Source organism: Sinorhizobium garamanticum, assembly GCF_029892065.1.
GTDB lineage: Bacteria > Pseudomonadota > Alphaproteobacteria > Rhizobiales > Rhizobiaceae > Sinorhizobium > Sinorhizobium garamanticum.
This window is the reverse complement of the sequence record NZ_CP120374.1, coordinates 210,162-235,747: the sequence shown is the minus strand read 5'-3', so window position 1 is coordinate 235,747 and position 25,586 is coordinate 210,162. Positions and strand designations below refer to the sequence as shown.

Below are 25,586 nucleotides of genomic sequence, written 5' to 3'. Positions count from 1 at the left end.
AGAAAACCATGAATCTTCTGGTCCGACCGGGGATTGATTCCGACGAGGTACGCGCGCGCATCCTGGAAGTGGCGGAGGAGCACTTTCGCCGCATCGGCTACGCTAAGACTTCGGTGGCCGATATTGCCTCCGAACTCGGCATGAGCCGCGCGAGCGTCTACCGTTTCTTTCCCTCGAGGGAGGCAATCAAGGAGGCCATCTGCAGGCGGGTCTTGAACGGTACCGCTGAAGTCGCCTTTACGATCGCACGCAGGAGCGCGCCGCCCTCGGAGAAACTCGAGGAGCTCCTGACCGCCGTTCACCACCACAACAAGACGAAACTGCTCGACGACAGGCGCATGCATGACCTGATTGTAGCGGCCATGCGGGAGAACCGGCCGGTCATCAAGGCGCATACTGAGCAGATGGTGACGGTCTTCGAGGCAATCATCCGCGAGGGCATTGAAACGGGCGAGTTCGAGGTCGAAGATCCTGCCGAAGCGGCGCGCGCAGTCAAGACCGCGTTCATGCCGTTCTTCCATCCGATTCTGATCGAGCACTGCCTTCGACACGGCGAAGACACCGAAGCGGGCCTGCGTGAGCAGATCCGGTTCATCCTAAAAGCTCTCGGGAGGTCGGACTATGCCCGCTGACCAGCCGGATGCGGACCTAGTCGTCGCGCATGGCGACGTCGCGCCCCAGCCGGCAACACCGACGCGTTGCCGGAAATAGGCGAGGAATGGCTGACGGAGAACCCCTATCGGGAGGCTAAGGTCGGGCACGATGTCTGGCTGAAGGCCGTCGAGATCGGCGCATCCGGCAACTGTTCCCGCTGCCGCCTTCCCGCTACTCAGCGCTTCAGGCTAGTACCCGGTCATCTCCAGATAGCCCTTCCCACTGACACTGCCCTCGAAGGCGATCGGGCCTTCCCAATACGGTATGGACGTTGACATCCATGATTGGTCGTTCAGAGGCTGGGTTGTGACGTCAAAGCCGCGACTTGGAATCTGGACGTTCCAGGAAACAGGGATTTGACGCCCTGCGACTTTGGCGGTTCGCACGGGAGCGATCTTCAGAGCTGCCGCGGGTAGAGGTTCCGGTCGCCCGTCGGCGGCGATCCAGGTGGCGGAGGTGAATCCCTCTCCTTCATCTCTGAGACGGAAGCCCATGAGCTTCTCCCCTGTATCGAGGTGCAGCGAGAACCAGTCCCAACCGGTCTGGTCTTCCGCGAGCGGCTGTGACGACCACTCGCGGTCAAGCCAAGCCTTCCCCGTCACCTCTACGTTTCCGGTCGGTAGCGAAAGCGAGCCGGTCACCGCATAGAACGGTTGCGAATAGTAGTAGCTGGCCTGTCCCTTCGCCGATTTCACCGAATAGCCGTTGTCGCCCTGCGGCACCAGCGGGCCGGTAGCTGATAGGCGGAGTTCATAGCCAAAGTCCTCTGCTGTCGCAGTCAGGCGGAGGTCGGCCATTTGATCCGCTCCTGGGGCTGCAAGTCCCCTCATCTGCCAGTCATCGATCCAGGCCGAGAACGGCTCAGCGACAACCCCAGCCTGCCCCACTCCCCCGCGTGAAATACGTTCTGCGACGAAGTGGTCCTCTGAAGTGGTGACGGCTGCGTGGCCCATCCAGACCTGTGGACTCGACCACCCCTTGGCCTCCCTTGGAGCAAGCGCTGACCGGAAAAGGGTCCACTGCGCTCCGTATTGCGTCCCGTCAGGAGCTTCGAGATTGGCCGTTAGATACCACCACTCTATCCGGAAGTCCGGATGGGGGCCGTGGTCGGCGGGGAAACCGAACAGCCGGCCGGGCTGCGGTACCGAAAACCCTTCAGCCGCCGCGCCGAGGCCCGCAAAACCCTGGTAGGCCGCTTGGCTTCCGGACAAGCTCGTCATGGTCGTCACCGCAAAGGCGATCGCAATCGATCTAACGCTCATTGGCGAATACCTTCAGAAGTTCCGACGGCGCGAGTCCCGCCAGCCGGCGAAGCGGGATGAATACGGAAACAACCGCAGCGGCGAGCGCGACGAGACCGAGCCGCACCCACTCGTAAGGAAAGATATACATCGGCAGACGCCAGCCAAAGGCTTCGACGTTCACCACCGCGAGAAGCACCCACGCCAACACCAGGCCGAGCGGCAAAGCGGCAATGAATGTCGCAAGCCAGAGCACCAACGTCCTCAGAAGCTCAAGAAGAGCGAGATCGCGTCTTGTGACACCCGTGGCCCACACGGGTGCAAGCTGCGGGAGGCGCATTTCCGAAAGTGTGAGCATGCTCGAGAACACGGCCAATGCTGCAACCCCAAGCGTGAATATGTTCAACGCGCCGGTAACCAAGAATGTGCGATCGAAGATCCGCCGTGACTGTTCCTTCAGTGCCGCTTGATCGACGACGTTCTCTGGTGGTAGCCCGAATTCGTCCGAGAGGCTCGAACGGAGGTCCGCAACCTGTTCAGGCTGGACCCGCAGGCCGTGGCGCAGGCGCGAGACGTGCGGGTAGCGAGAGGTCAGGGCGTTTATTCCGGCGATGACCTGGCCTTTTGGGTTTCCGTAATCCGAATAGACTCCGACAACCGCCGCCTTCCAGTCGCTTGCCAAATCCAGCTCATCTCCGATGCGGAGCCGCTCCCGCCTCCAGAACTGCTCGTTGACCAACACCCCTTCACCGGACGCCACCAGATCCCAAACGTCCGGCATGCCAACGATCAGGGGCCAATGCTTCCTGTAGATCGGATCGTCGACGACACCGAAGATCTGCATCGGCTGCCCCCGGATCTCGGCGTCTATGCTGGAGATCGGTAACACCGATTCCACCTTCGTTGCCAGCCATGCCCTAAGCCTGTCTGCCTCGCCTTCATTCCGGGCAGCGACGTAAAGCTCCGCGGCGAGACGTTGGTCGAGCCATCCGTCGAACGTGAGACGGAAGCTCGACACCATGGTTCCGACGCCTACATTTGCCGCCAGCGCAAGAAGCAATGCCATAAGCGCAAGAGAAAGTCCGGGGAGCTGCTGCCGCGCGTCGGCCCAGAACCACGTGACGAGCGCACGCGAAGACACCCGCTGCATCAAGGTGAGGAATCCAGAGAGCACGGCGGGGAGAAGTAGCGCCGCCCCGAGCAGCAGACAGCCAAGCACGCCAAAGCCCGCCTGGAGTCCATCAGCCCACAGAAGAAGAGCTCCCGAGAGGGCGAGCAAAGCCGCAGCGGCGAGCACCTGAAACCGCCGCCCCTTTTCCGACGATCGCCCCCAGGCCTGAGGCTGAGCTGCCGCCAGCAAAGGCACACTCATCAAGCGCAGCAGGCTCTGTGCCGACGAAACCAATGTTCCGGCCAATGCGATGGCAAAACCAAAAACCCACCACTCCGGCCGTAGAGAAAGCGTGCCAGGCATGCTGGCTCCGTAGAGTCCTTCGAGGGTTGCGGCCACTCCGGGTAGCAGCAACGACGCGACCAGATATCCAATGGCTACACCGACCGCCCCGGCGGCAACGGCGAAAAGGACGAGCTCGGCGAGCAGCAGGACCGCAAGCCCCCTCAATGAAACTCCAAGGCAGCGAAGCGTTCTAAAGGTCGGCCGCCGTTGCTCGAAGGCGAGACCGATCGTCGAGTACACTATTAACAACCCTACCGCGAAGGCGAGAAAACCGAATGCCGTCAAATTGAGATGGAGGCTCTCGGTAAGATGCTCGACGTCGGTTTGTGCATTCGGCTCGCGAACCGAGAGCGTCGGAACAAGCTTCCCGAGCGGCTCCAGACCGGAACGTTGGTTTTCGGCGATCACAATCCGACTGAGTTCGCCGTCTCTTCTTAATAGCCTCTGGGCCAAGCCGATATCGATGAAGGCGGCGCCGTCGAGCATCCGATCCGAAACACGCAATGCGAGGCCGGTCTGCCCTCGGATCTTCTCCGCTGTTTCAGGAGAGACAACCAGCGTGCCCGGCGGCGTGATGAAGGAAAGCAAGTCCTCGGCATTTCCCAGATCGACGATCTGCGTCTCCGCGGGCATCGTCAGCGGGTCTATGCCAATCACCCTTAAGCGGGTGGCTCCAAACCGATATTCCCCCTCCAAAACTGGCGAGACCTTCCAGCCAGCCCGTCTGAGCCGCACGAAGGCGGACTGAGGAATCGCGCGGCCGTCTGGAGAGACCAGTTGCGCCAACCCGTTTTGATCGAGCACAGCCGCGGCACGGGCGTAGCTCGCGCGGGCTTCTGCGTTGATCGCCTGCACTCCGGACCACAGGGCAGTCGCCAGCGCCAGGCCTGATAAGAGAGCCCCAAGTTGCAGCGGCCGTCGTCGCCAGTGGGACAGAAGTGCCGTGGCTGCGGTCCACATCGTCATTCGAGCTTCCCAGATCGCAAATGCACCTGCCGATCGAGCCTATCCGCCAGTCTTTGCGAGTGTGTCACCAGGAGCAGCGTCGATCCGGTTCCCTTCGAAAGCGAAAGCATCAGTTCCAGGACGGCGTCTCCGTTGGCCTCGTCCAGATTTCCGGTGGGTTCGTCCGCCATAACCAAGCCGGGACGTGCGGCAAGTGTTCGTCCGATCGCCACGCGCTGCTGCTGACCGGTGGAAAGCTGCTCTGGAAATCTGGTCAGCAATGCCCCGATTCCGAGGTGCTCCACGAGTTCATTTTCCCACGCTGGATCGTGGCGTCCCGCAAGCTTGGCGTGAAAAGCGACATTCGCGGCCACGTCCAGTGACGGGATAAGGTTGAACTGCTGAAACACGAGGCCGACTTCTGTCCGCCTATAGGCGGCGCGGTCCCGGTCGTTCAGCTTGGAAATGTCTCGGCCCCCGATCACGATCTCGCCTGAGTCCGGGCGGTCGAGGCCGGCTACGAGATGCAGGAGTGTGCTCTTTCCGCTGCCAGATTCCCCTGTGAGGGCAACGCTGTCACCCGCGCCGAGATCGAGGTTGATCCCTCTCAACACCTCAAGCCGCCCTTCGGCAGTCTCGAAGGATTTCCTAAGATTGCGGACAGCGATCACCATTGGGCGGCCAAGATCAGGACGATTGCACTTATGTAACTCTCCACGGCGGCTTGGAAAGGTACCGGTGAGGCGATGCGAATGCTGACCTCGTCGAACGTCGGGTTCTTCGCAGGGCGGCTCTCCTCTCGAAGGAGATAAAACTGCTGTCGCCGTCTTAGCGCCATTTCCATGAAATGATCGAGGCGGCCGGCGCGGTGCCAAGGCGTCACGACACGAGCCGGCAGTCGCTGCCGCCAAATTGCGCCATCACCCAGTCGCGCAACACACGCGTCGCCGGTCGGTCGGCCATGCGCGGGCTGTAGACGAGATCGTAGCGGTCGGCTTCGAGCGACAGCAAAAATGGTTGGACGAGGATGCCAGAGGCGAGCTCTTCCGCCACCAGTGTGAGGCTCAGCAGCCCAATCCCCTGCCCGGCCACCACGGCCTGGACCGCATGGATCTCGTCGGTGAAGGAAATGCCAGCGCTCGCGTCGACGTTTTCGACGCCGGCCCGCGCCAGCCATTGCCGCCAGACCGGCGCCCGCGGATCGTCGCGCCTTGCGGCCCCCCAATCGAAATGAATGAGCGTCGCATGCCGAAGATCGACAGCGCTCGTCGGAGCTAGGCGCGGCGCGCAGACCGGCGCGAAGCGATCCTCAAACAGCGTCTCTGTAACAAGGCCTGGATAGTTCCCGCCACCGAGACGGATAGCGGCGTCCGCATCTGCCTCCAGATCGACGGTCCGGTTGGAGGCATCGAGACGCAACGTCCAATCCGGATATGCCTCGCGAAACGAACCCGTGAGCGGCGCTAGGCGCTTGGCGACAAAGGCGACGGTGGAAGTGAGCCGCGCCACCTTGCTTGCCTGCTGGCGACGCACGTCTGCGATCGCCTGTTCGAAGCGGTCCAAGCCGTCGCGCAGCACTGGAAACAGCGCCTTTCCCGCGGCGGTCAGATGCACCTGTCGCGTTCCGCGCTCGAAGAGCTTGACGTTCAGCATCTCCTCCAACTGGCGGATCTGATGGCTGACGGCGGTCGCCGAAACGTTCAGTTCCTCCGCGGCATGCTTGAAGCTCAGCCGCCGGGCAGCCGCTTCGAAAACCCGCAGAGCGCCCAGCGGCGGCAACTTCCTCATTATTCCCCCATACATGAATTCAGATCATCTATTGGCTGAGAAATGGTCCTTTGTCAGCGCGTGACTGCCTCAGCATATTGTCTTCCACAAGCAAGGCAACGGTGCCGAGCTGAGAAAATCTCAAGCATGAAAGGACGCCCCCATGTTTCTCGAACAGGTCGTCACGAACCCGGATCCCTATGCGCCCTTTCTGCTCTCGCAGGCGATCAGGGCCAACGGCTTGGTCTTCGTTTCGGGCCAGGCGGCTATCGGCGACGACGGCGAAATCGTAGGCGGCGGCTTCGACCGCCAGGCCGAACAGGCCTTCCGCAACCTCGACCGCGCGCTCAAGGCCGCCGGTTCCGGGCTCGACAAGATCGTCAAGGTTACGATCTTCCTGCGCTCGATGGAGAACTTCTCAAAGGTCGTCGAACTGCGCCGCAAGTGGTTCTCCGCGCCCTACCCGGCCGACAGCATCATCGAGGTCTCCTCGCTCTATTCACCTGAGGCACTGATAGAGATCGAGGCGATCGCGCTCGACAAGGACCGCTGACGTGGACGCGCGTGAAATCACTCCCTCTCCAGTCTTGAAAGGACATCCCATGCCTCTCGAACAGGTCGTCACCGAGCCCGATCCCTATGCGCCTTTCCTGCTGTCGCAGGCGATCAAGGCCAACGGCTTTGTCTTCATTTCGGGCCAGGCGGCTATCGGCGACGACGGCGAAATCGCAGCCGGCGGCTTCGACCGCCAGGCCGAACAGGCCTTCCGCAATCTCGACCGCGCCCTGAAAGCAGCCGGCTCCGGGCTCGACAGGGTCGTTAAGACCACAATCTTCCTGCGCTCCATGGGAGACTCAGGGAAGCTCGTAGAACTCCGTCGCAGGTGGTTTTCCGCCCCCTACCCAGCCGAAAGCATGATCGAGGTCTCCTCTCTCTATTCACCTGAGGCGCTGATCGAGATCGAAGCGATCGCGCTTGATGGGGACCGCTGACATGAACGCACCGGCGATGATCCCCTCACCGGTTTTCACCGGTACCAGCCTCAAGGGGCTGGATTTCGCCAACCGTATGTCGGTGGCACCGATGACACGCATCAGCGCCTCGTCCGCTGGTGTGCCGGGTGAACGCATGGTGCGCTACTACGAGCGCTTCGCGCGCGGCGGCTTCAGTCTGGTGACGACCGAAGGCATATACACCGACAAGGCCTACGCCCAGGCCTATTTCGGCCAACCCGGCTTGACTGACCGGGAACAGGCGGACGCCTGGCACCACGTCGTCGATGCGGTCCATGCAGCCGGCGGCAGGACCTTCGCGCAGCTCATGCATGGCGGCGCGCTGGCGCAAGGCAATCCTTACCGTCCCGATACAGTAGGTCCCTCGGCCATCCGCCCGAAAGGCGGCCAGATGACCGGCTACCATGGCGACGGTCCCTATGCCATGCCGCGCGAGATCAGCGAGGCCGAGATCGCCGAGGCGATCGAGGGCTTCGCCAGCGCAGCGCGCCTGGCGATCGAGGCCGCCGGTTTCGATGGCATCGAGATCCACGGCGCCAACGGCTATCTGCTCGACCAGTTCTTCACCGACTATACCAATCAACGCGAAGACCGTTGGGGCGGCGACATCGTCACTCGCCTTGGCCTATCGCTGGAAGTGCTCAAGGCCGTGCGCGCGGCGATCGGCCCATCCGTGCCGCTCGGCCTGCGCCTCTCCCAGGGGAAGGTCAACGACTTCCGGCACAAATGGGCGGAGCGCGAACAGGGCGCGGCGAGAGTGTTCGAGGCACTGGCTGAGAGCCCGGCTGATTTCGTTCATGTGACGGAGTTCGAAGCCTGGCAGCCGGCTTTCAAAGGTGGCGACATCTCTCTCGTATCGCTTGCCCGCCGTCATGCGCCGCGTCTCTTCCTCATCGCCAATGGCAGCCTGCACGATCTTGCGCGCGCTGAGCAGGTGATGGGAGCGGGAGCGGACATGATCGCGCTCGGCCGCGGCGCGCTTGTCAATCCCGACTGGCCGCGCCTCACCGCCGAACGCAGCGACTTGCGCCCGTTCGAACTGCCCATACTTGCACCGATCAGCGATATCAAGGACAGCGAACTCGCCCTTTAAGAGTTGGACCGACGGGCGCCGTCGCGAGGCGCCGTCGGTAAAAATTGGCCAGACAGTCTCGTAGCCTTACAACCCTTGCTGACAAACCCGACATCATTGCCACCGCGGGTCGAATGTTCAAGAACGAAAGCACTTACGCCAGCGCGGCTAGGATCAGCACCGCATAGGTGAGCTGGTGCATCAATTGATCGGCTCCGTGCATCGCCCAATAGGCGCGGGTTGTCGCATCGGCGCGGCTATGCCGCGACAGCAGTGCCTTGCCATAGTCGATGAGATAGTGAACGAGGAATTCGGCGAGCACGAGAATGGCGACGCGCATCAACCCGACTCCGGCGAGCATCAGTGCCGGCACGGTTCCGAGCGCGTGCCCGCCTGCGTGGACATAGCCGCCGATCAGGCGGAAATTCCCCTTGCCACGGAGGATCCAGGCGGGCTGCAGCACATAGTCAACGACGAAGTGCTTGAGCTGCATCCAAGCGAGCATCGCCACCGTCGTTATCGCCATTTCCATCGCTTCCTCCCGCGGACCGAACTTTTGCCTGGTCAATCGTATGAACGCCAACGGGCCTGGCCTTGCCGCGGACCGTCGCAAGCCCGAGCGGTCTCGTTATCGGCTCTGCCCCGAGCTCGCGCATGGTCGCGTCGCTGAGCACGATTTCGACGCCGCGCTCCTTGGCCACATTCACCAACCGGCTCGCGACATTGACCGTGTCGCCGATGGCGGTGTAGCTCAACCGCTCGGCGGAACCGATATTGCCGATCAGCGCCGTGCCGCTGTTGATGCCGATCCGCACGCGAACCGCGTTCTCGCCGGCCGCGATCGGCGGCTCGTCATGCATTGCCGTCCGGATGGCGACAGCCGCGCGGCAGGCGCGGGCGGCATGATCCGCCTGCCTGCCGGGCGCGTTCCAGATCGCCATGACGGCATCCCCGATGAACTTGTCGACCGTGCCGCCCTCCGCATGGACAGCGGCGACCGCAATAGTCAGGAAGCGCGTCAGATGCGGCTCGACGCCGGGTCCGAGCCTCTCTGTCAGCTCCGTGAAACCGGGCAGGTCGGCGAACATGACCGTCACTTCGCAGAGCGCGCCACCGGGCTTCGGCTCGATGCTGCCTTCGACCAGCGGTCGCACGACGTCGAGCGGCATATAGCGGGCGAAGGCTGAAAGCCCGACCGCCATCCGCTTCAATGCCTGGGAGAAATCGTTGAGCTCGGCGAGGAAGGTTGGGTGATGGCGGACGCTCTCCAGCGAGAAGCGCTCGACCGCACGCAATTGCGCTGCCAGCCGGGCGAGCGGCCGGGCGAAGAGAAAATTTGCAAAGCCGACCGCAGTCGCTGCAGCAAGCGCCGCCATGGCGAGCACGACCAGGGCTATGCGCCGGATATTCTTGTCGATACCGCTTGCGAAGGTCGAGCGTGGCGTGGCGGTGACAAGGCGCCAGTTCTCGAACGGCAGGCGCGACGACGACACGAAGACGGGCCCGAGCGAGGCGTTTGGCACTACCACGCGGAAGGCATCGACCTTATTGGCCGAGACAGCCTCGGCGGCGGCCGACGCCACGGCATCGGCCGCCGGAAAGTCGGAAAAATGTGCAGCCATCACGCCATCGGAGGGTTGCGATGTCGCAAGGACACGCCCCCGCTCGTCAAGAACGAAGGCTTTGCTCAAGGCTGGGATGTTGAGCGCCTGCAGTGCCTCGGACAAGCGCCGGAGACTGACGGCCACCATTACCACGCCGGTAAACTTCCCGAAGGTCTCTACGCGCTTAGACAGCACGATGGCGGGCTCGAATCCGTTCGGCAGCACGTTCGTGACGGTCCAGACGGGCTCACCGCTTTCCTTAGCCAAGCGATACCAGGGGGCGCCGAGCGCCACATAGGCGCTCTCCGCCTTAATCCGCTCCTCGAAAAAGATGTCGCCCGGGATCGGTCGGTAAAGATCGCGCCGCAGCGGACGGAGTTCGCCGGCTCCCGCAGCGCCGATTTCCACCATTTCGATCCGGCCGTCGGCGGTCGCGTGCGATCCGAAAAAGCGCCCATCCGGAAAGCCGAAGCCGATCCAGGCGATGGCAGGCTGCTCGCGCAGCAGCGACAGGAACAGGAACTCGCGCTTGACCTCGTCATTGGAGCTGATTGCACCCTGGAAGAAGATGGAGCGGACAATTTCAGCGGTGCTCGACACGAGCGCCAGCGTCCGGGACAGGTCATTCCTGACCGATCCCGCCGTCTGGGCATCGAGGCTCGCGACGATCTCCTCGATGCTCTCGCCGGCTGCCCGCTGCCAGATGACATGGATCAGCGCGGCGGTGGAGAGCACCGCTAGCATGACGAGAACGACGACGACCTGGGCGAGCTTCGGGCGATACATCGCTAGGCCTCATGGTGGCCGGTGATCAGTCGCGCGGCGCGATCGTTGCGGAGATAGGCGACCGCCCAGTCGAGAAACACCACGAGGCGGTTGCGGAAGCCGACGAGGAACCAGAGATGGGCGAAGTTCCAGACGAGCCATGCGGGAAAGCCAGAGAGCCTGGCTCTGCCGAAATCGGCGACGGCTGCCTTGCGGCCGATGGTCGCGAGATTGCCGTAGTCACTGTAATTGAATGGCGCCGATTGCCGACCTGCCATTTCGTCGAGAATGGCCCGCGCCGCGTAGCGACCCATCTGCTTGGCCGCTGGCGCCACCCCCGGAACAGGACGTCCGTCCGCACCAGTCACTGACGCGGTGTCGCCGATGACGAATATTTCGCCGTGCCCCGGCGGATTGAGGCGCTCGTCGACGATGACCCGGCCGGCGCGATCGGCCGGCGCGGCGATCCACTTGGCGGCGCGCGAGGCCATGACGCCTGCGGCCCAGAGAATACAGGCGGAGCCGATTTCAGCTCCGTCGGCCAGCCGCACGCCGCTGTCGTCACAGCCGGCGACGGCGTTGCCGAGCACCACCTCGACGCCAAGCCTTTCGAGTTGTCTCTGGGCCTTTCTCGAAAGGCAGGGCGGCATCGCCGGCAGTATCCGCTCACCCGCCTCGACGAGCACGACCCGGGCGGAGGAAGAATCGATGCGCCGGAAATCGTGAACGATCGTCCTTCGGGCGAGCTCAGCGATCGCGCCGGCAAGTTCGACACCGGTCGGTCCGCCGCCGACGACAACGAAGGTCAACAGTTTCTGACGCAAACGGGGGTCATCGGTCACCTCCGCCCGTTCGAAGGCGGAGAGGATGCGCGCGCGGATCGCCGTCGCATCCGTGATTGTCTTCAGGCCCGGGGCGTGGTCCACCCAGCTGTCATTACCGAAATAAGTATGGCGGGCGCCGGTCGCGACGATCAGGTAGTCATACGGGATACGCCGGCTGCTGGTGACGACGCATCGCGCGGCGGTATCGACCGCCTCGACCTTGTCCATCAGGACCGTGGCATTCGACTGCCTCGAAAGAATGCGGCGGATCGGCATGGCAATCTGCGCCGGCGAGAGCCCCGCGGTCGCTACCTGGTAAAGTAGAGGCTGGAATAGGTGATAGTTTCGCCGGTCGATGACGGTGACTTCGACCGGCGCGCGGCGAAGCGCCATCGCCGCGTTCAGGCCGCCGAAGCCCGCACCGAGAATGAGCACGCGCGGCCGGTGCTTTGCCTGGTCCGTGCCGGTCGCGATCTCGCCCGGCACGGAGGCGCTCTGAACAGGGGTCACTGACATCACTCAGCCTCCGGCACGGATACGTCGGGCGACCAGATGATCGACGGAAAGCACTCCGGCGCCCCGCGAGAGGATGAGCAGGAGCAGGCTCGTCCACATCAGATGCTCGGCCCAATGATCCGGGTAGACGAAGATCTGGATGGTGGCGACGACGCCGAGCAGCATCAGTGAGGCGAGCCGCGCGAGCAGGCCCAAGCCAAGCATTGCCGCGCCACTGAGTTCCGCCGCCGTCGCCATGAGGGCGGCCAGTCCGGGATCGAGCAACGGCAAGCGGTATTCGAAGGCGAACAGCTGGAGCGTGACCGGCCAGGAGGCGAGCTTTGTCTGGGCGGACTGCCAGAAAACCTCCGCGACGGCGACGCGGGAGGCCAATTGCACGATCGATAGCGGCAGGGCGGTCGCCCACTCCACGACAGTGCCGTGAAGCCTGTAGATCGTTCTGGAAAAACTCATCGGTGTTGCGCGCATTGTGGTCATGACACTCTCTCCTGACGGTTGGAAGGCTCCTTCATGCGATGGATGCCGATGACGAGTTCACTGACGAAGAGGCCCGTCAACGCTCGCGCGATATCGAACTCGGGCGCGTGGCGGCAGGCGCGGGCGACGGCAGCCTCGAGTCCCCTGCCCCGCATCAACGTGTGCCAGAACGCAAACTCCGCGGCGTCGAGGCGCAGGAAGCGAACGGTGTCACCATGCCGCCAGAGCGCGATGCGCTCCGGTTCGCGGTTGAGATCCGCGAGCCTGTCGGCATCGCCTCCCTGCTGGTGCGCCGCCCATATGCTGAGGGCAGGCCAGCGGCAGAAAACGAGTCGGAGCGAAGGCTGTAGGAAGAGCGCGAAGGACCCGCTCGACAGCCCATCGTAGAGCTCCATGAGCGTGCATGGCCGCTTCAGCGGCGCGTCAAGCGCTTCGGCAATCTTCCACTCCAGCCGCGCCGTCTCAGAGACAAAGGGCAGTTGGGCGGTTCCCTCGAAGCGGGCGAGGAATCTGGCAAAATCTCTGCCGTAGCGGGAGAGCCTCGGCTCCTGCGGCGGGTTGTTCCGGATAAAACAGCCGGCCGCGTAGGAGAAATAGCGCTCATCGAGCAGCCGCGCAGTTACGGGGAAAACTGCCTTCAAGGTTGCGGTCAGCGAGACGAGCGTATTGTTGCGGTAGATGTTCAGCCGCTTTGCGGGATCGAAACGGCCCCGCGCGAGCAGTGGCAGAATATCTGCCGGCCCGGTCGTCAGAACTGCGCGCGCGACGACACTCTGCAGGGTCTCAATGGAGGACATGGCCGTCCCTCCTGCAATGATCCGATGCGCACTTGCCGCAAGCGACTTTTACTGCCGCGATTGCAGCTAGTGCCGGGAAAAGGATACCAGTTGTGCCGTCGCGGCCGGGCAACCTCATGGTCTCAAAACGGCCGTCTGGTACGGTACCCGGCGGCTCCTCAAGGCGTTCGTCGAAGGCGATCCGGCGGGCGAGCATGTCGGCCCACATCGCTTCGCCCAACAAGACCTCAAGCGGCGGCACATCGGTGTCCCATTCGATGAGTGTCGGTCGTGGACCGATCCTGCGGAGGGCGTGGGCATAGAGTGACCAGACGGCCGGTGGCACGCGCGACCCATGGTCGTCGATGAGAATGACGTCGCCATCCACCTCGTTGACGGCGTGGCCCGCAAGGTGAATTTCACCGATCGCGTCGGCAGGCAGGGCGTCGATGAAGGCCAAGGCATCGAAATCGAGGTTGCTTGCGGAGACATGGACGTTGTTGACGTCCAGCAGCAAGCCGCAACCGGTTCGGCTGACGAGCTCGGTCAGGAACTCGGCCTCGGTCATGCTCGATTCAGCGAAGGCGAGATAGGCGGACAGGTTTTCGATGAACACGCGGCGCTTGAGCGTATCCTGCAGCCGGGCCACGTTCCCGGACACGATGGCGAGCGCCTCTTCGTCATAGCGGAGCGGAAGGAGGTCGTTGAGGTAGGCGCCGTCGGAGACGCTCCAGGCAAGGTGCTCCGAGACGATCGCTGGCTGGAAGCGTTCGCAGACGCGATGCAGCCGCTCCAGATGCGCCCGGTCGAGACCTGAGGCACTGCCAAGTGAAAGTCCGACACCGTGCACCGAAAGCGGATAAACCTCGCGCAGCTTTTCGAGCGCATCCACCGCCGCTGAGTGGCCCATGTAGTTTTCGGCATGGACTTCCAGCCAACCCGCAGCAGGCCTGCGGGAAAGCATCTCGGCAATGTGTATCGAACGGAGGCCGATGCCCGCAGCGCACGGCACCGGGTGAGTTGGAAAAGTCTTGGGCATCGGTCTACTCCCTTTGCTTGGTTATCGAGAGGCCGTCAGGCCTTGGGGGCGTCGCTGCCGCCGGCGATCTTTCCGCAGGTGCCGGCAGGCACGTAGATCCAGGCATCGGCCTGGTCGTCCATCGTCGAGGTGCCCGCGCAGGAATGGGTTGCCGTCTGGCAGTCGTTCTGCCCGGCCTTGACGATGCCGTAACACTTCTCGAACGAGAACTCGGGCTGGGCGGCCGGTCCTGCCGAAGCCGTGGAAGCCGAAACGGAGGCGATCGCCGCGAGCGCGGAACCGATGAGCGTACGAGTGTTGATCATTGAACATCTCCTGGATCTGACGTTGTTCAGACCGGACATCGGCCTGATGTAAGAAGCTTCGCAGACCGCTCGCGCTGTTTGAAATGCTGTTCAGGCATGGTTTCGATAGGCCGAACTATCCGCCGGCGACGGGTGCACCTGAGACGAAAAAAGCCCCCCGGATCGGGCCGATCGGGCCGTATCGGGGGGCAGGACTGCCATTGGGAGGGGATGGCAGCGAGGGCATGCGCGCACTCCGTGGCGACGCGCCTGATTGGTCGGGAAGCGTCGAACGCCCTAGATCACGATGATTTTGGGTCGAATCGACCCAAAATCATAAACGGGATCGATTCTAATAAGTTAGAGCGGGATGCGGGCGGAAAACCGCTTCACACTTTTCCTCATCCCGCTCTAGAGGTAACGCGTACTGATATCGACGCTCGAACGCTTCCCTATCGCGTCGTAGTTCGCCATCAGCCACTCCTCCGCGCACTGTCGGCCGCGGTCACGGAGGTCGACGAGGGCTCCCCACTCAGCGTTGAGCTTGCTCGATACGCTGAGGTTTCTCATCGTCTCGTCGTCGGAGATGCCGTGCACGAAGATGCGCTTGAGATCGAGGCCCTTGCCAGCCTTGGAATCGATCAGCTGCGTTACGAAGGCGATCGCTCGCATCTCCCTCAACAGCGACGAGTTGAAGCTGATCTCATTGATCCTGTTCAGGATTTCGCCTGCAGTGCGCGGCAGTTCCGTGCGCTCCAGCGGATTGATGTGCACCACTAGCACGTCCGGTGTGTCGCAGCCGTAGATCAGCGGGAAAATGGCGGGGTTTCCCATGTAACCTCCGTCCCAATAGGCCTCGCCGTCGATCTCGACGGCTTGAAACAGGAACGGCAGGCAGGCCGAGGCCATTACGGCGTCGATCGAGATCTCGTCGTTGGAGAATACCTTGACCTTGCCAGAGCGCACGTTGGTCGCGCAGATGTTCAGCTTCACCGGACAACGCGACATGCGGATCGCGTCGAGATCGATCGATTGCTCCAGAACCTGACGCAGCGGATTGTAGTTCAACGGATTGAACTGGTAGGGCGAGAGCAGCCGCGTCACCATATCGAAAATGACAAAGGCAGGCGAAAACTCCAAGGATTTCGACCCGGTCACGCGGTCCAGAAAACTCGGCTGCAGCGGACTGAAAGCCGCAGAATGGCTGATGCGGCGCCAGAAATTGGCAAGCGCTCTTTGCGCGCCGCTGCGCCCGCCTTCCGCAAGCCCATAGGCCAGGACGGCGGCGTTCATCGCGCCGGCACTGGTGGCGACGATGCCTTCGAAGGAGAGGTTCGGCTCGTCGAGCAGCCGGTCGAGCACGCCCCAGGTGAAGGCGCCGTGCGCACCGCCTCCCTGAAGCGCCAGGTTAATCGTTCGTGGCGGACGCACACTGGCGATGACGGGCCTTTCCTGATCGTCAGGCGCGGGGCCAAATTTGGCGTGCTTGTTCATGGCTCTCCTCCTCTTCGCTGCGGCGGTCAGTGGGCCGTCCATCCGCCATCGACAGGGATTGCCGCGCCGGTTATCGAGGCGGCGGCGGTGCTGCACAGAAAGACACTCAACGCGCCCATCTCCTCGACAGTCGCAAAGCGCTTGGTCGGCTGGTTCTTCAGGAACACGTCGCGGATGACCGCATCGCGCGCGATGCCGTGGGATTTTGCCTGATCGTCGATCTGCTGCTCGACGAGAGGAGTCCAGACATAGCCCGGGCAAATCGCATTGGCCGTGATGCCGAATTCCGCGCCTTCGAGAGCCACTACCTTGGTGAGCCCGACGAGCCCATGCTTGGCGGCCACGTAAGCGGACTTGTAGGGCGAGGCGACGAGACCATGCGCCGAGGCGACATTGATGATGCGCCCATAGCCGCGTGCCCGCATCTGATCGTAGGTCGCCTGGACGAGGTGAAACGCAGCAGAAAGATTGATCCCAAGGATCGCGTCCCACTTGGCCGCAGGGAATTCGGCGATAGGAGCGACGTGCTGGATACCGGCATTGTTGACGACGATGTCGATCTGTCCGAAGCGGGCGCCGGCGCGCTCGACCATCATCTGGATCGCACGCGGGTTCGACATGTCGGCGCTGTCGTAGGCGACGTCGACGTCGTTCTCCTCCGCCATCTCGGCCCGCTGCCGTTCGATTTCGGCCGGTTCGCCAAAGCCGTTGAGCATCACTGCCGCGCCCGCCTTGGCCAGCGCCTGGGCGATGCCGAGACCAATGCCGCTGGTGGAACCGGTGACGATGGCGCTGCGCCCCTCGAGCGCCTTGCGCCCGAACATCGCGCCGATTTCAGCGTCGCTACTTTTGAACATGTCCGCGTCTCCTCACGTTTGGGCCGAAGGGCCTCTGGTGGGACGAGAATGGCGCTGTATTCATTTCAACTGAAATGCCACTGTGCTATGAATTCGATAGGTGAATTGCATTGGTGAAAGCGGCGCCTGCATTGGAGAGTGGCCGCCTGGACACGAAAACCCTGCGGGGGACGGTATGGACATTCACCACGTTCGGTATTTCCTGGCCGTTTGCGAGACGCGAAATTTCACGCGTGCCGCCGAAAAGTGCCACGTGACCCAGCCGGCATTAAGCCGTGCCGTCCAGCAACTCGAGGATGAAGTGGGCGGGCTCCTGTTTCGGCGGGAACGGAACCTGACCCACATCACGGATCTCGGAAACCTGCTGAGACCGCGGTTTCAGTCGATTCTCGACGAACTCTCGGGCGTCAGGCAGGAAGCGTCACGCTTTCTCTGTCTGGAAGACGCGCATGTGAAGGTCGGCATCATGTGCACGATCGGGCCGCGTCGGTTTACCGGCCTCCTGACCGACTTCAACATGCGTCACCGCGGCGTTCAGCTTCAGCTCGTCGAAGGTGTGCCGTCCAAGCTTTCAGAACTGCTTGAGGAAGGGGAGATAGATGTCGCCATCATGGCGAGCAGCGACCGTTTCCCCGAACGCTTCGACGTGACGCCGCTGTTTCGTGAAAGGTTCATGCTCGCCTTTCCTCCGGGTCATCGTCTTTGTCAATACGATGCGGTTCCCATTACCGCCATCGATGGCGAGATCTATCTTAGACGTGTGAACTGCGAATATTGGGATTATCTGACGGAGTTGTGCGAGTCCTCTGGTGTGAAGACTCAGATCTCCTACTCGAGCGAGCGGGAGGACTGGATACAAAACATGGTGGCCGGCGGGCTCGGCATCTGCTTCATTCCCGAATACAGCGCCGTCATTCCAGGTTTGCAGGTGCGGCCTGTGGTCGAACCGGAGGTCACGCGGGAGGTTTGCCTCGTGACTGTCGCAGGCCGGCGGTTCTCGCCGGCTGTCGCCACCTTCGTTGGAGCGGTCAAATCCTACGGCTGGGCGGCACCACATTCTGGCATAGACATGCGCCGATCGGCCGCCGACACCCCTCCCCTTCCGCAATAGCTCTGAGCTATGGAATTCAAAAGCAGGCGGCATTTCTTTGTCGGCCGAATGTCCCGCAATCTCCTTGTGCCGCCGGAATATCTCCGGCCGGACCGACCAAGGAGAACCGGACATGATTCAGAAATCCATCGCAGGCCGTCTGTCGTTGGCCGCCGCTGCGGCGCTCGGACTCTTCGCAAGCGCACTCGCCGCGCCATCGGCTATGGCCGGAGAATGCCCCAAGGACCAGATCGCAGCAAATGCCATGGCGCCCGGCGCCACGGCGCCCGAAGGCGTGACCGATGAAGTCCTCGCGTCGATCGATCTTTCCTCGAAGGGAAGCGCGTGGGAAGGGAATGCGCTGCGGCTGCGCAAGCTGATCGTCCAGCCGGGCGGCGTCGTGCCGTGGCATTCGCACGAGGCGCGTCCCGCCAACATTCTGGTCGTGGAAGGCACGATCACCGAATATCGCAGCAGCTGCAAGGTTCCGATCGAGCACAAGGCGGGCGAAGTGACCGCCGAATTCGGCGAGCTTGCCCATTGGTGGAAGAACAACGGCTCAAAGCCGGCCGTGCTCTACTCGGCCGATATCTTGCCGCCGATGCAGGATGACGACCACGCCATGTGAGCCACAGCGCTGTAGCACCGCAACATCGCGGACGTTTCCGGCCACTGGCGGGAAACGTCCGCATTTTAAGGAGGATAAGCGATGGCGAACCTCGATCGTACCTCGCTGCCGGCGTCCCTGTCCGTTCTGGCAAGCCCCGCAGCCGACCGCTGGCATTTCGGCATCATTGCACTCATTGCATTCCTGACCCTGGTCGACCTCTTCGCCGCCCAGGCGATCCTGCCGTCGCTGCAACGAGAATTCGGAGTTAGCCGCGCAGCCATGGGCTTCGCCGTCAATGCCAGCACCTTCGGCATGGCGGTCGCCGGCCTCGCCGTCGGCATTTTTGGGCGCAATCTGGATCGGCGGAACGGCATCTGGATCAGTCTCGCACTGCTTGCCGTGCCGACCGTGTTGCTCTCGACAACGCGGGACATCGCGATCTTCACTGGCCTGCGCGTGGCGCAGGGCCTGTGCATGGCGACCGCGTTCACCCTCACTATGGCCTATCTGGCGGAGCATCTCCCGGCTGAGCGGGCAACGGGCGCACTTGCGGCCTATGTCACCGGCAACGTCGCCAGCAACCTCTTTGGCCGAATTCTGTCGGCGGCAGTTGCCGACCTCGGCGGATTGTCCACCAACTTCCAGACCTTCGCGCTTCTCAACCTAGCGGGAGCGGCCCTCGTCTGGACCACATTGAAGCGGACCGAGCACATGATGCCGGACCGGCAAATGCGAAGCAACGGAAGCTGGCGTTCGGTACTCGGCAGTCGGCGCCTGCTGGGGCTGCTCGCCATCGGCTTCCTGATCCTCTTCGTTTTCATAGGCACTTACACCTATGTCAACTTCCGGCTAGTGGAGCTCGGGCTTTCACAGATGCAGCTCGGCCTCGTCTATTTCGTTTTCCTGCCATCGCTGTTCACGACGCCGCTAGGCGGACTCATCTCCCGTCGTCTCGGCGCCGGAGCCGGCATTGTGCTCACACTCCTTTGCGCCGCGCTTGGCCTCATCACCCTCATGAGCAGCAGCCTCGTCGTGGTGCTTGCGGGCCTCGCCATGGTCGCCGTCGGCACCTTTCTCGCGCAAGCGCTGGCGACCAGTCAGGTCGGCCGCATCGCCGACACGGAGAAGGCGGCAGCAAGCGGCGCCTATCTCGCCTCCTATTATACGGGTGGGCTCTTCGGCAGCCTGGTGGTGGGCCAGATCTACGATCGTTTCGGATGGAACACTTCAGTCCTGGTGCTCGTCGCCATGCTTGTGCTCGCCATGCTCTTTGCCGTACCGCTGCGCGCCATGAGGTCCAGTTATCGAAATGGACAAGAGACGGCATTATCAAATCGCAGCCGGCAGCCGCATCCTTGAATGAGCCCATTTGAGGGCTAGAGAGAGGAGCTCTGAAATGATGAAGATCAGCAATGCAATGCTGTCGGCCGCCTTGATCACCGCAACCACGGCATTGGCTCAAGTTTCGATGGCAGAGGCCGCAGACAGCGACGGCATCGTCACGGTCAAGAGCCGCTATTCGGTCAGCGAGACGGTGCACCGCATCAAGGCCAGCGTCGAGGAAAAGGGCATCACCCTCTTCGGCGTCATCGACCAGGCCAAGCTCGGCAACGCCGCCGGCAACGAAGTGCGTCCGTCGCGCCTGGTGATGTTCGGCAATCCGGCGCTCGGCACGACTTTCATCACCGCCAATCCACTCGCGGGACTCGACTGGCCAGTCCGGGTCCTCGTTTATCAGGCGAAGGACGGATCCGTCTACGCGGCCTACACAGACTTCGACTGGATCGCAAAGCGCCATCGAATTTCGAGTCGGGACCGCGAGTTCGCCATGGCGTCGCAGGTGATCGAAACTGTCACAGCAATCGTGAAAGAGTAGAGATGCGGCCAAAGCGCTCGCTTTCGTCTCCTTCCCCAGGAGCCGGCGAGCGCTTCTTCCGCACCCGCGGCGATCAGGTGCTCCTGCGGGAGCGGGCACAACCCATTGAACGATGCCGTGACAGGTCTATCATGCGAGCATGTTCTCGATCCCCAACGCCACAACCGCTATCCGCCCGGAATTGCAGCCGGGGGACGCCTCCATTGTGCCAGGCCGCTATTGGCACGCGCTCGCCGACGGGCGCGTCCAGTGCGACCTCTGTCCGCGATTTTGCAAGTTGCATGAGGGGCAACGGGGGCTCTGCTTTGTCCGCGCTCGCCGGGACGACCGGATGGTGCTGACGACCTACGGCCGCTCCAGCGGCTTCTGCGTGGATCCGATCGAGAAGAAGCCGCTCAACCATTTTCTGCCGGGCACCGCCGTCCTGTCGTTCGGCACGGCCGGCTGCAATCTTGCCTGCCGGTTCTGCCAGAATTGGGACATCAGCAAGTCTCGCGCGATCGACACGCTTGCCGACGCGGCGTCCCCCGCGGTGATCGCCCGTACTGCGGCGGATCTCAGCTGCCGCAGCGTTGCCTTCACCTACAACGACCCCGTCATTTTCCATGAATACGCCATCGACGTCGCCGATGCCTGCCGCGAGCGGGGGATCAAAAGCGTCGCGGTCACGGCCGGCTATGTCTGCTCAGAACCACGCAGCGAATTCTACCGCCACATGGATGCGGCCAATGTTGATCTCAAGGCTTTCACCGAGCGCTTTTACCAGCGCGTCTGCAGCGGCCATCTTTCGCCGGTGCTCGAAACGCTTGTTTATCTCAAGCGCGAGACCTCGATATGGTTCGAGATCACGACGCTGATCATTCCCGGTGAAAACGATTCCGAGGCGGAGATTGACGCGCTGACGCAATGGATCATGGAAGAACTTGGCCCGGATGTGCCGCTTCACTTTACGGCCTTCCATCCCGACTGGAAGATGATGGACAAGCCGCCCACCGCGCCCGAGACGCTGACACGGGCGCGCCGGATCGGCCTCCAAAACGGGCTGCGTTACGTCTACTGCGGTAACGTGCACGATGACGTCGGCGGCAGCACCTGGTGCCATGCCTGCGGCGCATGCCTCATCGCCCGCGACTGGTACCACTTGCTGTCCTGGGCTCTCGACGCCAAGGGCCGCTGCCACCGCTGCGGCACGCCTTGCCCGGGCGTGTTCGAGCCGCAGCCGGGTGACTGGGGCGCCTATCGCCGGCCGGTGCGCATCGCGCCAACGGCGCCGGCTTGACCAGCCAGCGAAAACGGCTGAACGCCGCCCGTCGGCGGAGGAACGACTGCAGCGAATTTCTGGGTTGATCGGAACGGCGCCTGCGATTGCTGTTCGTATTCGTTTCCCGAAGATAGCATGGCGGACATGGCACCCCGCAGGCGCAGTAGCCGAAGAGTGATTGCTAGTCAGAGGGTGGTGAGTCCTGTAGTGAGTCCCCTCTGAAACTCATCCAACAACAATTGCTCTCGACCGAGATAGCGGGGGGAGAAATGCATGGGAACGCATCTTGAAACGCGTGCGGCTGCGGCGATCCTTCCCGCCTGAGATGCCGTCAGATGCCTCTTGGACGCTGCGATGGCCTTGTCCTCATCAAGGAAGCCGCCCTCGATGAAGAGGTAGTCCGACCCTTCCGCTAAGGCGAGCAAGCGCGACAGGTTCGCGTCAGTGAATGCCAGGTCCGTTGCGTAGCAGATACGCTCTCCGGGACCGGTGACGAGTGCCTTGGCACTAAGAAGATCACCAAGTTTCATGTCGCCGTGCCCCGGAATTTTGACGATTGCGCCCGGATCCGCGTGAGACCGCACGAGCTGTTTGGCCTCGGTCAGCCAAGGCCCGGTCGGGAGACCAAGCTCATTCAACCGCGCCTTGTGCACGTTTACCTTTATGTTCTCCTGAAACGCGAATGCCAAACATGGGATCCCATGATCGAGCTCGACCGCCTCGACGTAGAAGTCGGGCTCCACCAAGAGACGTTGGGACGTCAGCGTCACCACCCCGAGTGGCTCGCGACCGAATCTATTGCGTGCCTTGAACCGCGACTGCGTCACCTCGTCTTTGAGATTCCACTCTGCGGCGATAATCGAGAAGTCCTCGGACGTCTCATTCAGAAGATTCCACGTGTAGGCTCGCAGCTTTGCCTCAACGGCATCTGTTAGACCGGGAGAGCCGAATATCTGCAGCTCTGCCGTCCGGTTAAGGAGCAGACGGAGTATCCTGTCAAAGCCCGCAAAGTGATCCATGTGCAGGTGTGACACGAATGCCTGGCGGATCCTGGAAATTGTACCAGCCGGAAGCGGAGCCAGGTCGCCAAGATCGAAAAGTATGGCGCGCGACCCGAAACTGAAATCAAGCAGGAGGCCTGCATCGCCGAAAGGCTCATTGACCAACCTGGGTTGAACAAGCAATACCACATACTGCTCCGCAGAATGTGAAGAGCTCCGCCCGAACCAACCGGATCTCTTTCCTGATGAAATCTCGGGGTCGTGGATCGCCGCGGAGCCACAGTTCTCAAGCCATCTCACGCCGATCTGCATGCCTCTGTCAACCGCTCGGCAGCCAAGCCCTGCTGCATCGTCAGGCGCTGGCGTAGAAGGCGCGGGTTCGTCGCTTGAGGGGCCGGCGGCGCAGGTGTCGGTTCGGGAGGCGTCTCGGCTGTTTGCTGACCGGATCCCGGTATCAGGTGTGTCAACGCAAGAAGGACCAACCCGGCTGCTGCGTCGCACTTGCTTGGCGTTACAGCGGCTGATGTCCCTCAATGCGCGTGAGCAGCTCATCCTCCAGCAAAGCCCTGTGCTCCCTGAGCCGTGCCACCTGCGCCTCGCAGGTATCGAGGAGATCGACAATCTTGCGGTACTCGTCACAAAGCGCATTGAAGCGCGCGTCCGTCGCGGCCAGCCGGCGGACGATCTCTTCATCCTCGGGGAACCTCGCCAGCAATGATCGAATACGCTCGACCATTTTGTTGGACTCCTCACCTCATCAGCCCGGTATCAGCAAAAAGCCTGATCACTCCGGCGTGGGACTCCTCCCCGAACGCCATTCCATGGCTTCGTGGCTAGACCTTTATCTTTCGAATCTCGTCAACGACCTCGGGATTGGCGAGCGTCGAGATGTCGCCGGCATCCTCATCGTTCGAGATCGCCCTGAGCACGCGCCGCATGATCTTGCCGGAGCGGGTCTTCGGCATGTCGGGGACGATCACGACACGGCGCGGCCGAGCAATCGGCCCGATCTCACGGATCACGGAATCCTCCACGCGCTTGCGAATGGCCCCGCTCGCGGCGAGGCCGGGCTTCAGCGAGACATAGAGGTCGGGCACCGTGCCCTTGATCTCGTCTCTGGCGGGGACGACCGCAGCCTCGGCGACCTCCTCAATCAGCAGACTGGCGGACTCGATTTCCTTGGTCCCGAGCCGATGCCCAGCCACATTGATGACGTCGTCTATGCGGCCGAGGATGCGATAGTAGCCGTCGGCCGCCTGCAACGCGCCGTCGCCAGCCATATACGGCCAGTCGCGCCAGTCATGGCTCCCCCGGTCCTTGCAGTAACGCGCATAGTATTGTTCGACGAAGCGATCCGGGTCCCGCCAGATCGTCTGAAAACCGCCCGGCCAGGGGTTCTGGATGCAGATGTTTCCCGCACGGCCGGAGCGCGGTGGAATCTCGTTGCCAACTTCGTCATAGATGATCGGATGAATGCCCGGTAGGCCGGGCCCTGCGCTTCCCGGCTTCATCGGGTGAAGCGCAGGAATGGTGCTACACAGGAAGCCGCCGTTCTCCGTTTGCCACCAGGTGTCGACGATGACCGCCTCGCCCTTGCCCACGACGTCGTAGTACCACCGCCAAACCGCCGGCTCGATGGGCTCGCCGACAGTCGTCATATGCTTGAAATGGTGATCGTATTTCCGCGGCTCGTCGGGGCCTGCACGCCGCAGCGCCCGTATCGCCGTCGGCGAAGTGTGAAAGATGTTAACCCCAAGTTCTTCCGCAATGCGCCAGGGACGTCCGGCATCGGGATAGGTGGGAAGGCCCTCGAACACGACCGAGGAGGCAGCGAGCGCCAGCGGGCCGTAGACGATATAGGAATGACCGGTGATCCAGCCGATATCGGCCATGCACCAGTAGACATCCTCCGGATGGATGTCCTGAATGTATTTCGACGTCCCCGCGACATAGGACAGATATCCGCCCGTGCTGTGCTGACAGCCCTTCGGCTTCCCGGTGGTGCCGCTGGTGTACATCAGGAACAGCGGATCCTCGGCCGGCATCTCGACCGGGTCGATCGTGCGGCGCCGGTAACCCGACAACACCTCGTTCATGATGAAATCTCGGCCCTTTACCAAGGGCGTTGCACTGGAATATTTGCCCGGGTGCCTTTGCCAGACCAGCACCTTGTCAACCGACAAGCCCTCCTTCTTCGCCTCCCTGACAGCGACATCCGCTTTTTGCTTGTGATCGAGAAGCTGGCCGCCACGGTAGTAGCCATCCATCGTGATCAGCACCTGGCTCTCGGCATCGACAATGCGGTCTGCCGTCGCCTTGCCGCTAAAGCCGCTGAACACTTGCGAGTGAATGACGCCGAGCCTGGCGCAAGCAAGCATCGTGATCGGAAGCTCGGCCACCATCGGCATGTGCAGCGTCACTCGATCGCCCCGTTTCAGCCCGCAGAAGTCTCGCAACAGCGCCGCGACCTCGTTCACGCGCACGTAGAGTTCCTGGTAGGTAACGTGCTGGATCGCTTCCTGCTCCGCTTCGGGGACAAAGTGGATTGCAGTCTTGTTCCTGTGCTTGGCGAGGTGGCGATCTATGCAGTTGTAACTCGCGTTGATCTTGCCGCCGACAAACCATCGCCAGAACGGCGGTTTGCTCGTGTCAAGCGTGGTGTCCCAAGGTCTGTACCAGTCGAGAAGATCGGCGTGCTCCTTGAAGCAATCAGGGAAGTTGTCGAGGCTGAACCGTTCCAGGACCGTCCTGTCGGTCAGGTTCGCCTGCGCAATGAATTTCTCCGATGGTTTGACGTAATCCTCTTCCTGCCAGTGGACGGCGATCTCGGCCTCGGACACGTCTGCGGCTCTTTCCTGTGACATAGGCTGCCTCCCAGGTCATTTCTGTGGCTTAAGGAAGCCGTGGATCCCAAGCCAAATTGGAAGGATAGCACCTGTGTGCTGGCGCCGAAAGGTTGGCGCC

At 62.3% G+C, this 25,586-nt stretch carries 25 protein-coding genes; 9 read left to right on the top strand and 16 right to left on the bottom strand.

Annotated elements, in window-relative coordinates; genetic code table 11:
- Positions 1-8 precede the first annotated feature (8 nt).
- On the top strand, positions 9-632 hold the full coding sequence (locus PZN02_RS21085; RefSeq protein WP_280662625.1) for a TetR/AcrR family transcriptional regulator: 624 nt from the start codon (positions 9-11) through the stop codon (positions 630-632).
- A gap of 210 nt (positions 633-842) precedes the next feature.
- On the opposite strand, the gene PZN02_RS21080 is transcribed toward PZN02_RS21085, so the two are convergent.
- The 4 genes from PZN02_RS21080 to PZN02_RS21065 form a co-directional block, all read right to left on the bottom strand.
- Positions 843-1,916, bottom strand: a complete 1,074-nt coding sequence (locus PZN02_RS21080; protein WP_280662624.1) for a lipocalin-like domain-containing protein — start codon at positions 1,914-1,916, stop codon at positions 843-845.
- On the bottom strand, positions 1,906-4,317 hold the full coding sequence (locus tag PZN02_RS21075; protein WP_280662623.1) for an FtsX-like permease family protein: 2,412 nt from the start codon (positions 4,315-4,317) through the stop codon (positions 1,906-1,908). Before PZN02_RS21075 ends, PZN02_RS21080 begins: the two co-directional genes overlap by 11 nt.
- Positions 4,314-4,970 (bottom strand): ABC transporter ATP-binding protein, encoded by a 657-nt coding sequence (locus PZN02_RS21070; RefSeq protein WP_280662622.1) that lies wholly within the window; start codon positions 4,968-4,970, stop codon positions 4,314-4,316. The genes PZN02_RS21075 and PZN02_RS21070 overlap by 4 nt, the downstream gene beginning before the upstream one ends.
- A gap of 205 nt (positions 4,971-5,175) precedes the next feature.
- The gene (locus PZN02_RS21065; RefSeq protein ID WP_280662621.1) at positions 5,176-6,099 is read right to left on the bottom strand and encodes a LysR substrate-binding domain-containing protein; all 924 of its coding nucleotides are present in this window, start codon (positions 6,097-6,099) and stop codon (positions 5,176-5,178) included.
- Positions 6,100-6,226: 127 nt separating this feature from the next.
- Between PZN02_RS21065 and PZN02_RS21060 the strand changes: the two genes are divergently transcribed.
- From PZN02_RS21060 to PZN02_RS21050, 3 genes are read left to right on the top strand one after another with little or no spacing between them, the layout of a single operon-like run.
- Positions 6,227-6,616, top strand: a complete 390-nt coding sequence (locus tag PZN02_RS21060; RefSeq protein WP_280662620.1) for a RidA family protein — start codon at positions 6,227-6,229, stop codon at positions 6,614-6,616.
- Positions 6,617-6,665: 49 nt separating this feature from the next.
- Positions 6,666-7,055, top strand: a complete 390-nt coding sequence (locus PZN02_RS21055; RefSeq protein WP_280662619.1) for a RidA family protein — start codon at positions 6,666-6,668, stop codon at positions 7,053-7,055.
- Position 7,056: 1 nt separating this feature from the next.
- Positions 7,057-8,169 (top strand): NADH:flavin oxidoreductase, encoded by a 1,113-nt coding sequence (locus tag PZN02_RS21050; RefSeq protein ID WP_280662618.1) that lies wholly within the window; start codon positions 7,057-7,059, stop codon positions 8,167-8,169.
- A 133-nt stretch (positions 8,170-8,302) separates the two neighbouring features.
- On the opposite strand, the gene PZN02_RS21045 is transcribed toward PZN02_RS21050, so the two are convergent.
- The 9 genes from PZN02_RS21045 to PZN02_RS21005 all read right to left on the bottom strand — a co-directional run bounded on the left by PZN02_RS21045 (position 8,303) and on the right by PZN02_RS21005 (position 16,784).
- Entirely contained in the window at positions 8,303-8,680 is a 378-nt protein-coding gene (locus PZN02_RS21045) for a DUF3307 domain-containing protein (protein ID WP_280662617.1), read from the bottom strand.
- Positions 8,616-10,538, bottom strand: coding sequence for an adenylate/guanylate cyclase domain-containing protein (locus tag PZN02_RS21040; RefSeq protein WP_280662616.1), 1,923 nt, complete (start codon positions 10,536-10,538; stop codon positions 8,616-8,618). Before PZN02_RS21040 ends, PZN02_RS21045 begins: the two co-directional genes overlap by 65 nt.
- A 2-nt stretch (positions 10,539-10,540) precedes the next feature.
- Positions 10,541-11,857, bottom strand: coding sequence for an NAD(P)/FAD-dependent oxidoreductase (locus PZN02_RS21035; protein WP_280662615.1), 1,317 nt, complete (start codon positions 11,855-11,857; stop codon positions 10,541-10,543).
- 3 nt (positions 11,858-11,860) lie between these two features.
- Positions 11,861-12,334 (bottom strand): DoxX family protein, encoded by a 474-nt coding sequence (locus PZN02_RS21030; protein WP_280662614.1) that lies wholly within the window; start codon positions 12,332-12,334, stop codon positions 11,861-11,863.
- A complete protein-coding gene (locus tag PZN02_RS21025) occupies positions 12,331-13,131 on the bottom strand; it encodes an HvfC/BufC family peptide modification chaperone (protein WP_280662613.1) in 801 nt (266 codons plus the stop codon). Before PZN02_RS21025 ends, PZN02_RS21030 begins: the two co-directional genes overlap by 4 nt.
- The gene (gene bufB, locus PZN02_RS21020; RefSeq protein WP_280662612.1) at positions 13,118-14,149 is read right to left on the bottom strand and encodes an MNIO family bufferin maturase; all 1,032 of its coding nucleotides are present in this window, start codon (positions 14,147-14,149) and stop codon (positions 13,118-13,120) included. The genes PZN02_RS21025 and bufB overlap by 14 nt, the downstream gene beginning before the upstream one ends.
- Before the next feature lie 35 nt (positions 14,150-14,184).
- On the bottom strand, positions 14,185-14,454 hold the full coding sequence (locus tag PZN02_RS21015; protein ID WP_280662611.1) for a BufA1 family periplasmic bufferin-type metallophore: 270 nt from the start codon (positions 14,452-14,454) through the stop codon (positions 14,185-14,187).
- 390 nt (positions 14,455-14,844) lie between these two features.
- Positions 14,845-15,927, bottom strand: coding sequence for a patatin-like phospholipase family protein (locus PZN02_RS21010; RefSeq protein ID WP_280662610.1), 1,083 nt, complete (start codon positions 15,925-15,927; stop codon positions 14,845-14,847).
- Between the two features lie 26 nt (positions 15,928-15,953).
- Complete coding sequence (locus PZN02_RS21005) at positions 15,954-16,784, bottom strand: 3-hydroxybutyrate dehydrogenase (protein WP_280662609.1); 831 nt, start codon at positions 16,782-16,784, stop codon at positions 15,954-15,956.
- A gap of 175 nt (positions 16,785-16,959) precedes the next feature.
- Here PZN02_RS21005 and PZN02_RS21000 point away from each other — a divergent pair, with 175 nt between their 5' ends.
- From PZN02_RS21000 to amrS, 5 genes are all read left to right on the top strand, one after another.
- On the top strand, positions 16,960-17,895 hold the full coding sequence (locus tag PZN02_RS21000) for a LysR family transcriptional regulator (protein ID WP_280662608.1): 936 nt from the start codon (positions 16,960-16,962) through the stop codon (positions 17,893-17,895).
- 112 nt (positions 17,896-18,007) lie between these two features.
- The gene (locus tag PZN02_RS20995; RefSeq protein WP_280662607.1) at positions 18,008-18,502 is read left to right on the top strand and encodes a cupin domain-containing protein; all 495 of its coding nucleotides are present in this window, start codon (positions 18,008-18,010) and stop codon (positions 18,500-18,502) included.
- Between the two features lie 81 nt (positions 18,503-18,583).
- Entirely contained in the window at positions 18,584-19,843 is a 1,260-nt protein-coding gene (locus tag PZN02_RS20990) for an MFS transporter (RefSeq protein ID WP_280662606.1), read from the top strand.
- Between the two features lie 37 nt (positions 19,844-19,880).
- Positions 19,881-20,360, top strand: coding sequence for a DUF302 domain-containing protein (locus PZN02_RS20985; RefSeq protein ID WP_280662605.1), 480 nt, complete (start codon positions 19,881-19,883; stop codon positions 20,358-20,360).
- A 205-nt stretch (positions 20,361-20,565) separates the two neighbouring features.
- Complete coding sequence (amrS, locus tag PZN02_RS20980; protein ID WP_280663323.1) at positions 20,566-21,639, top strand: AmmeMemoRadiSam system radical SAM enzyme; 1,074 nt, start codon at positions 20,566-20,568, stop codon at positions 21,637-21,639.
- Positions 21,640-21,806: 167 nt separating this feature from the next.
- Here the strand turns inward: amrS and PZN02_RS20975 are convergent, their stop codons facing one another.
- The 3 genes from PZN02_RS20975 to acs form a co-directional block, all read right to left on the bottom strand.
- Entirely contained in the window at positions 21,807-22,934 is a 1,128-nt protein-coding gene (locus PZN02_RS20975; RefSeq protein WP_280662604.1) for a ribonuclease Z, read from the bottom strand.
- Positions 22,935-23,133: 199 nt separating this feature from the next.
- A complete protein-coding gene (locus tag PZN02_RS20970) occupies positions 23,134-23,358 on the bottom strand; it encodes an HP1242/YdcH family protein (RefSeq protein ID WP_280662603.1) in 225 nt (74 codons plus the stop codon).
- A 97-nt stretch (positions 23,359-23,455) separates the two neighbouring features.
- Positions 23,456-25,486: an acetate--CoA ligase gene (gene acs / locus PZN02_RS20965; protein WP_280662602.1), complete on the bottom strand. Its 2,031-nt coding sequence runs from the start codon at positions 25,484-25,486 to the stop codon at positions 23,456-23,458.
- Positions 25,487-25,586: the final 100 nt, after the last annotated feature.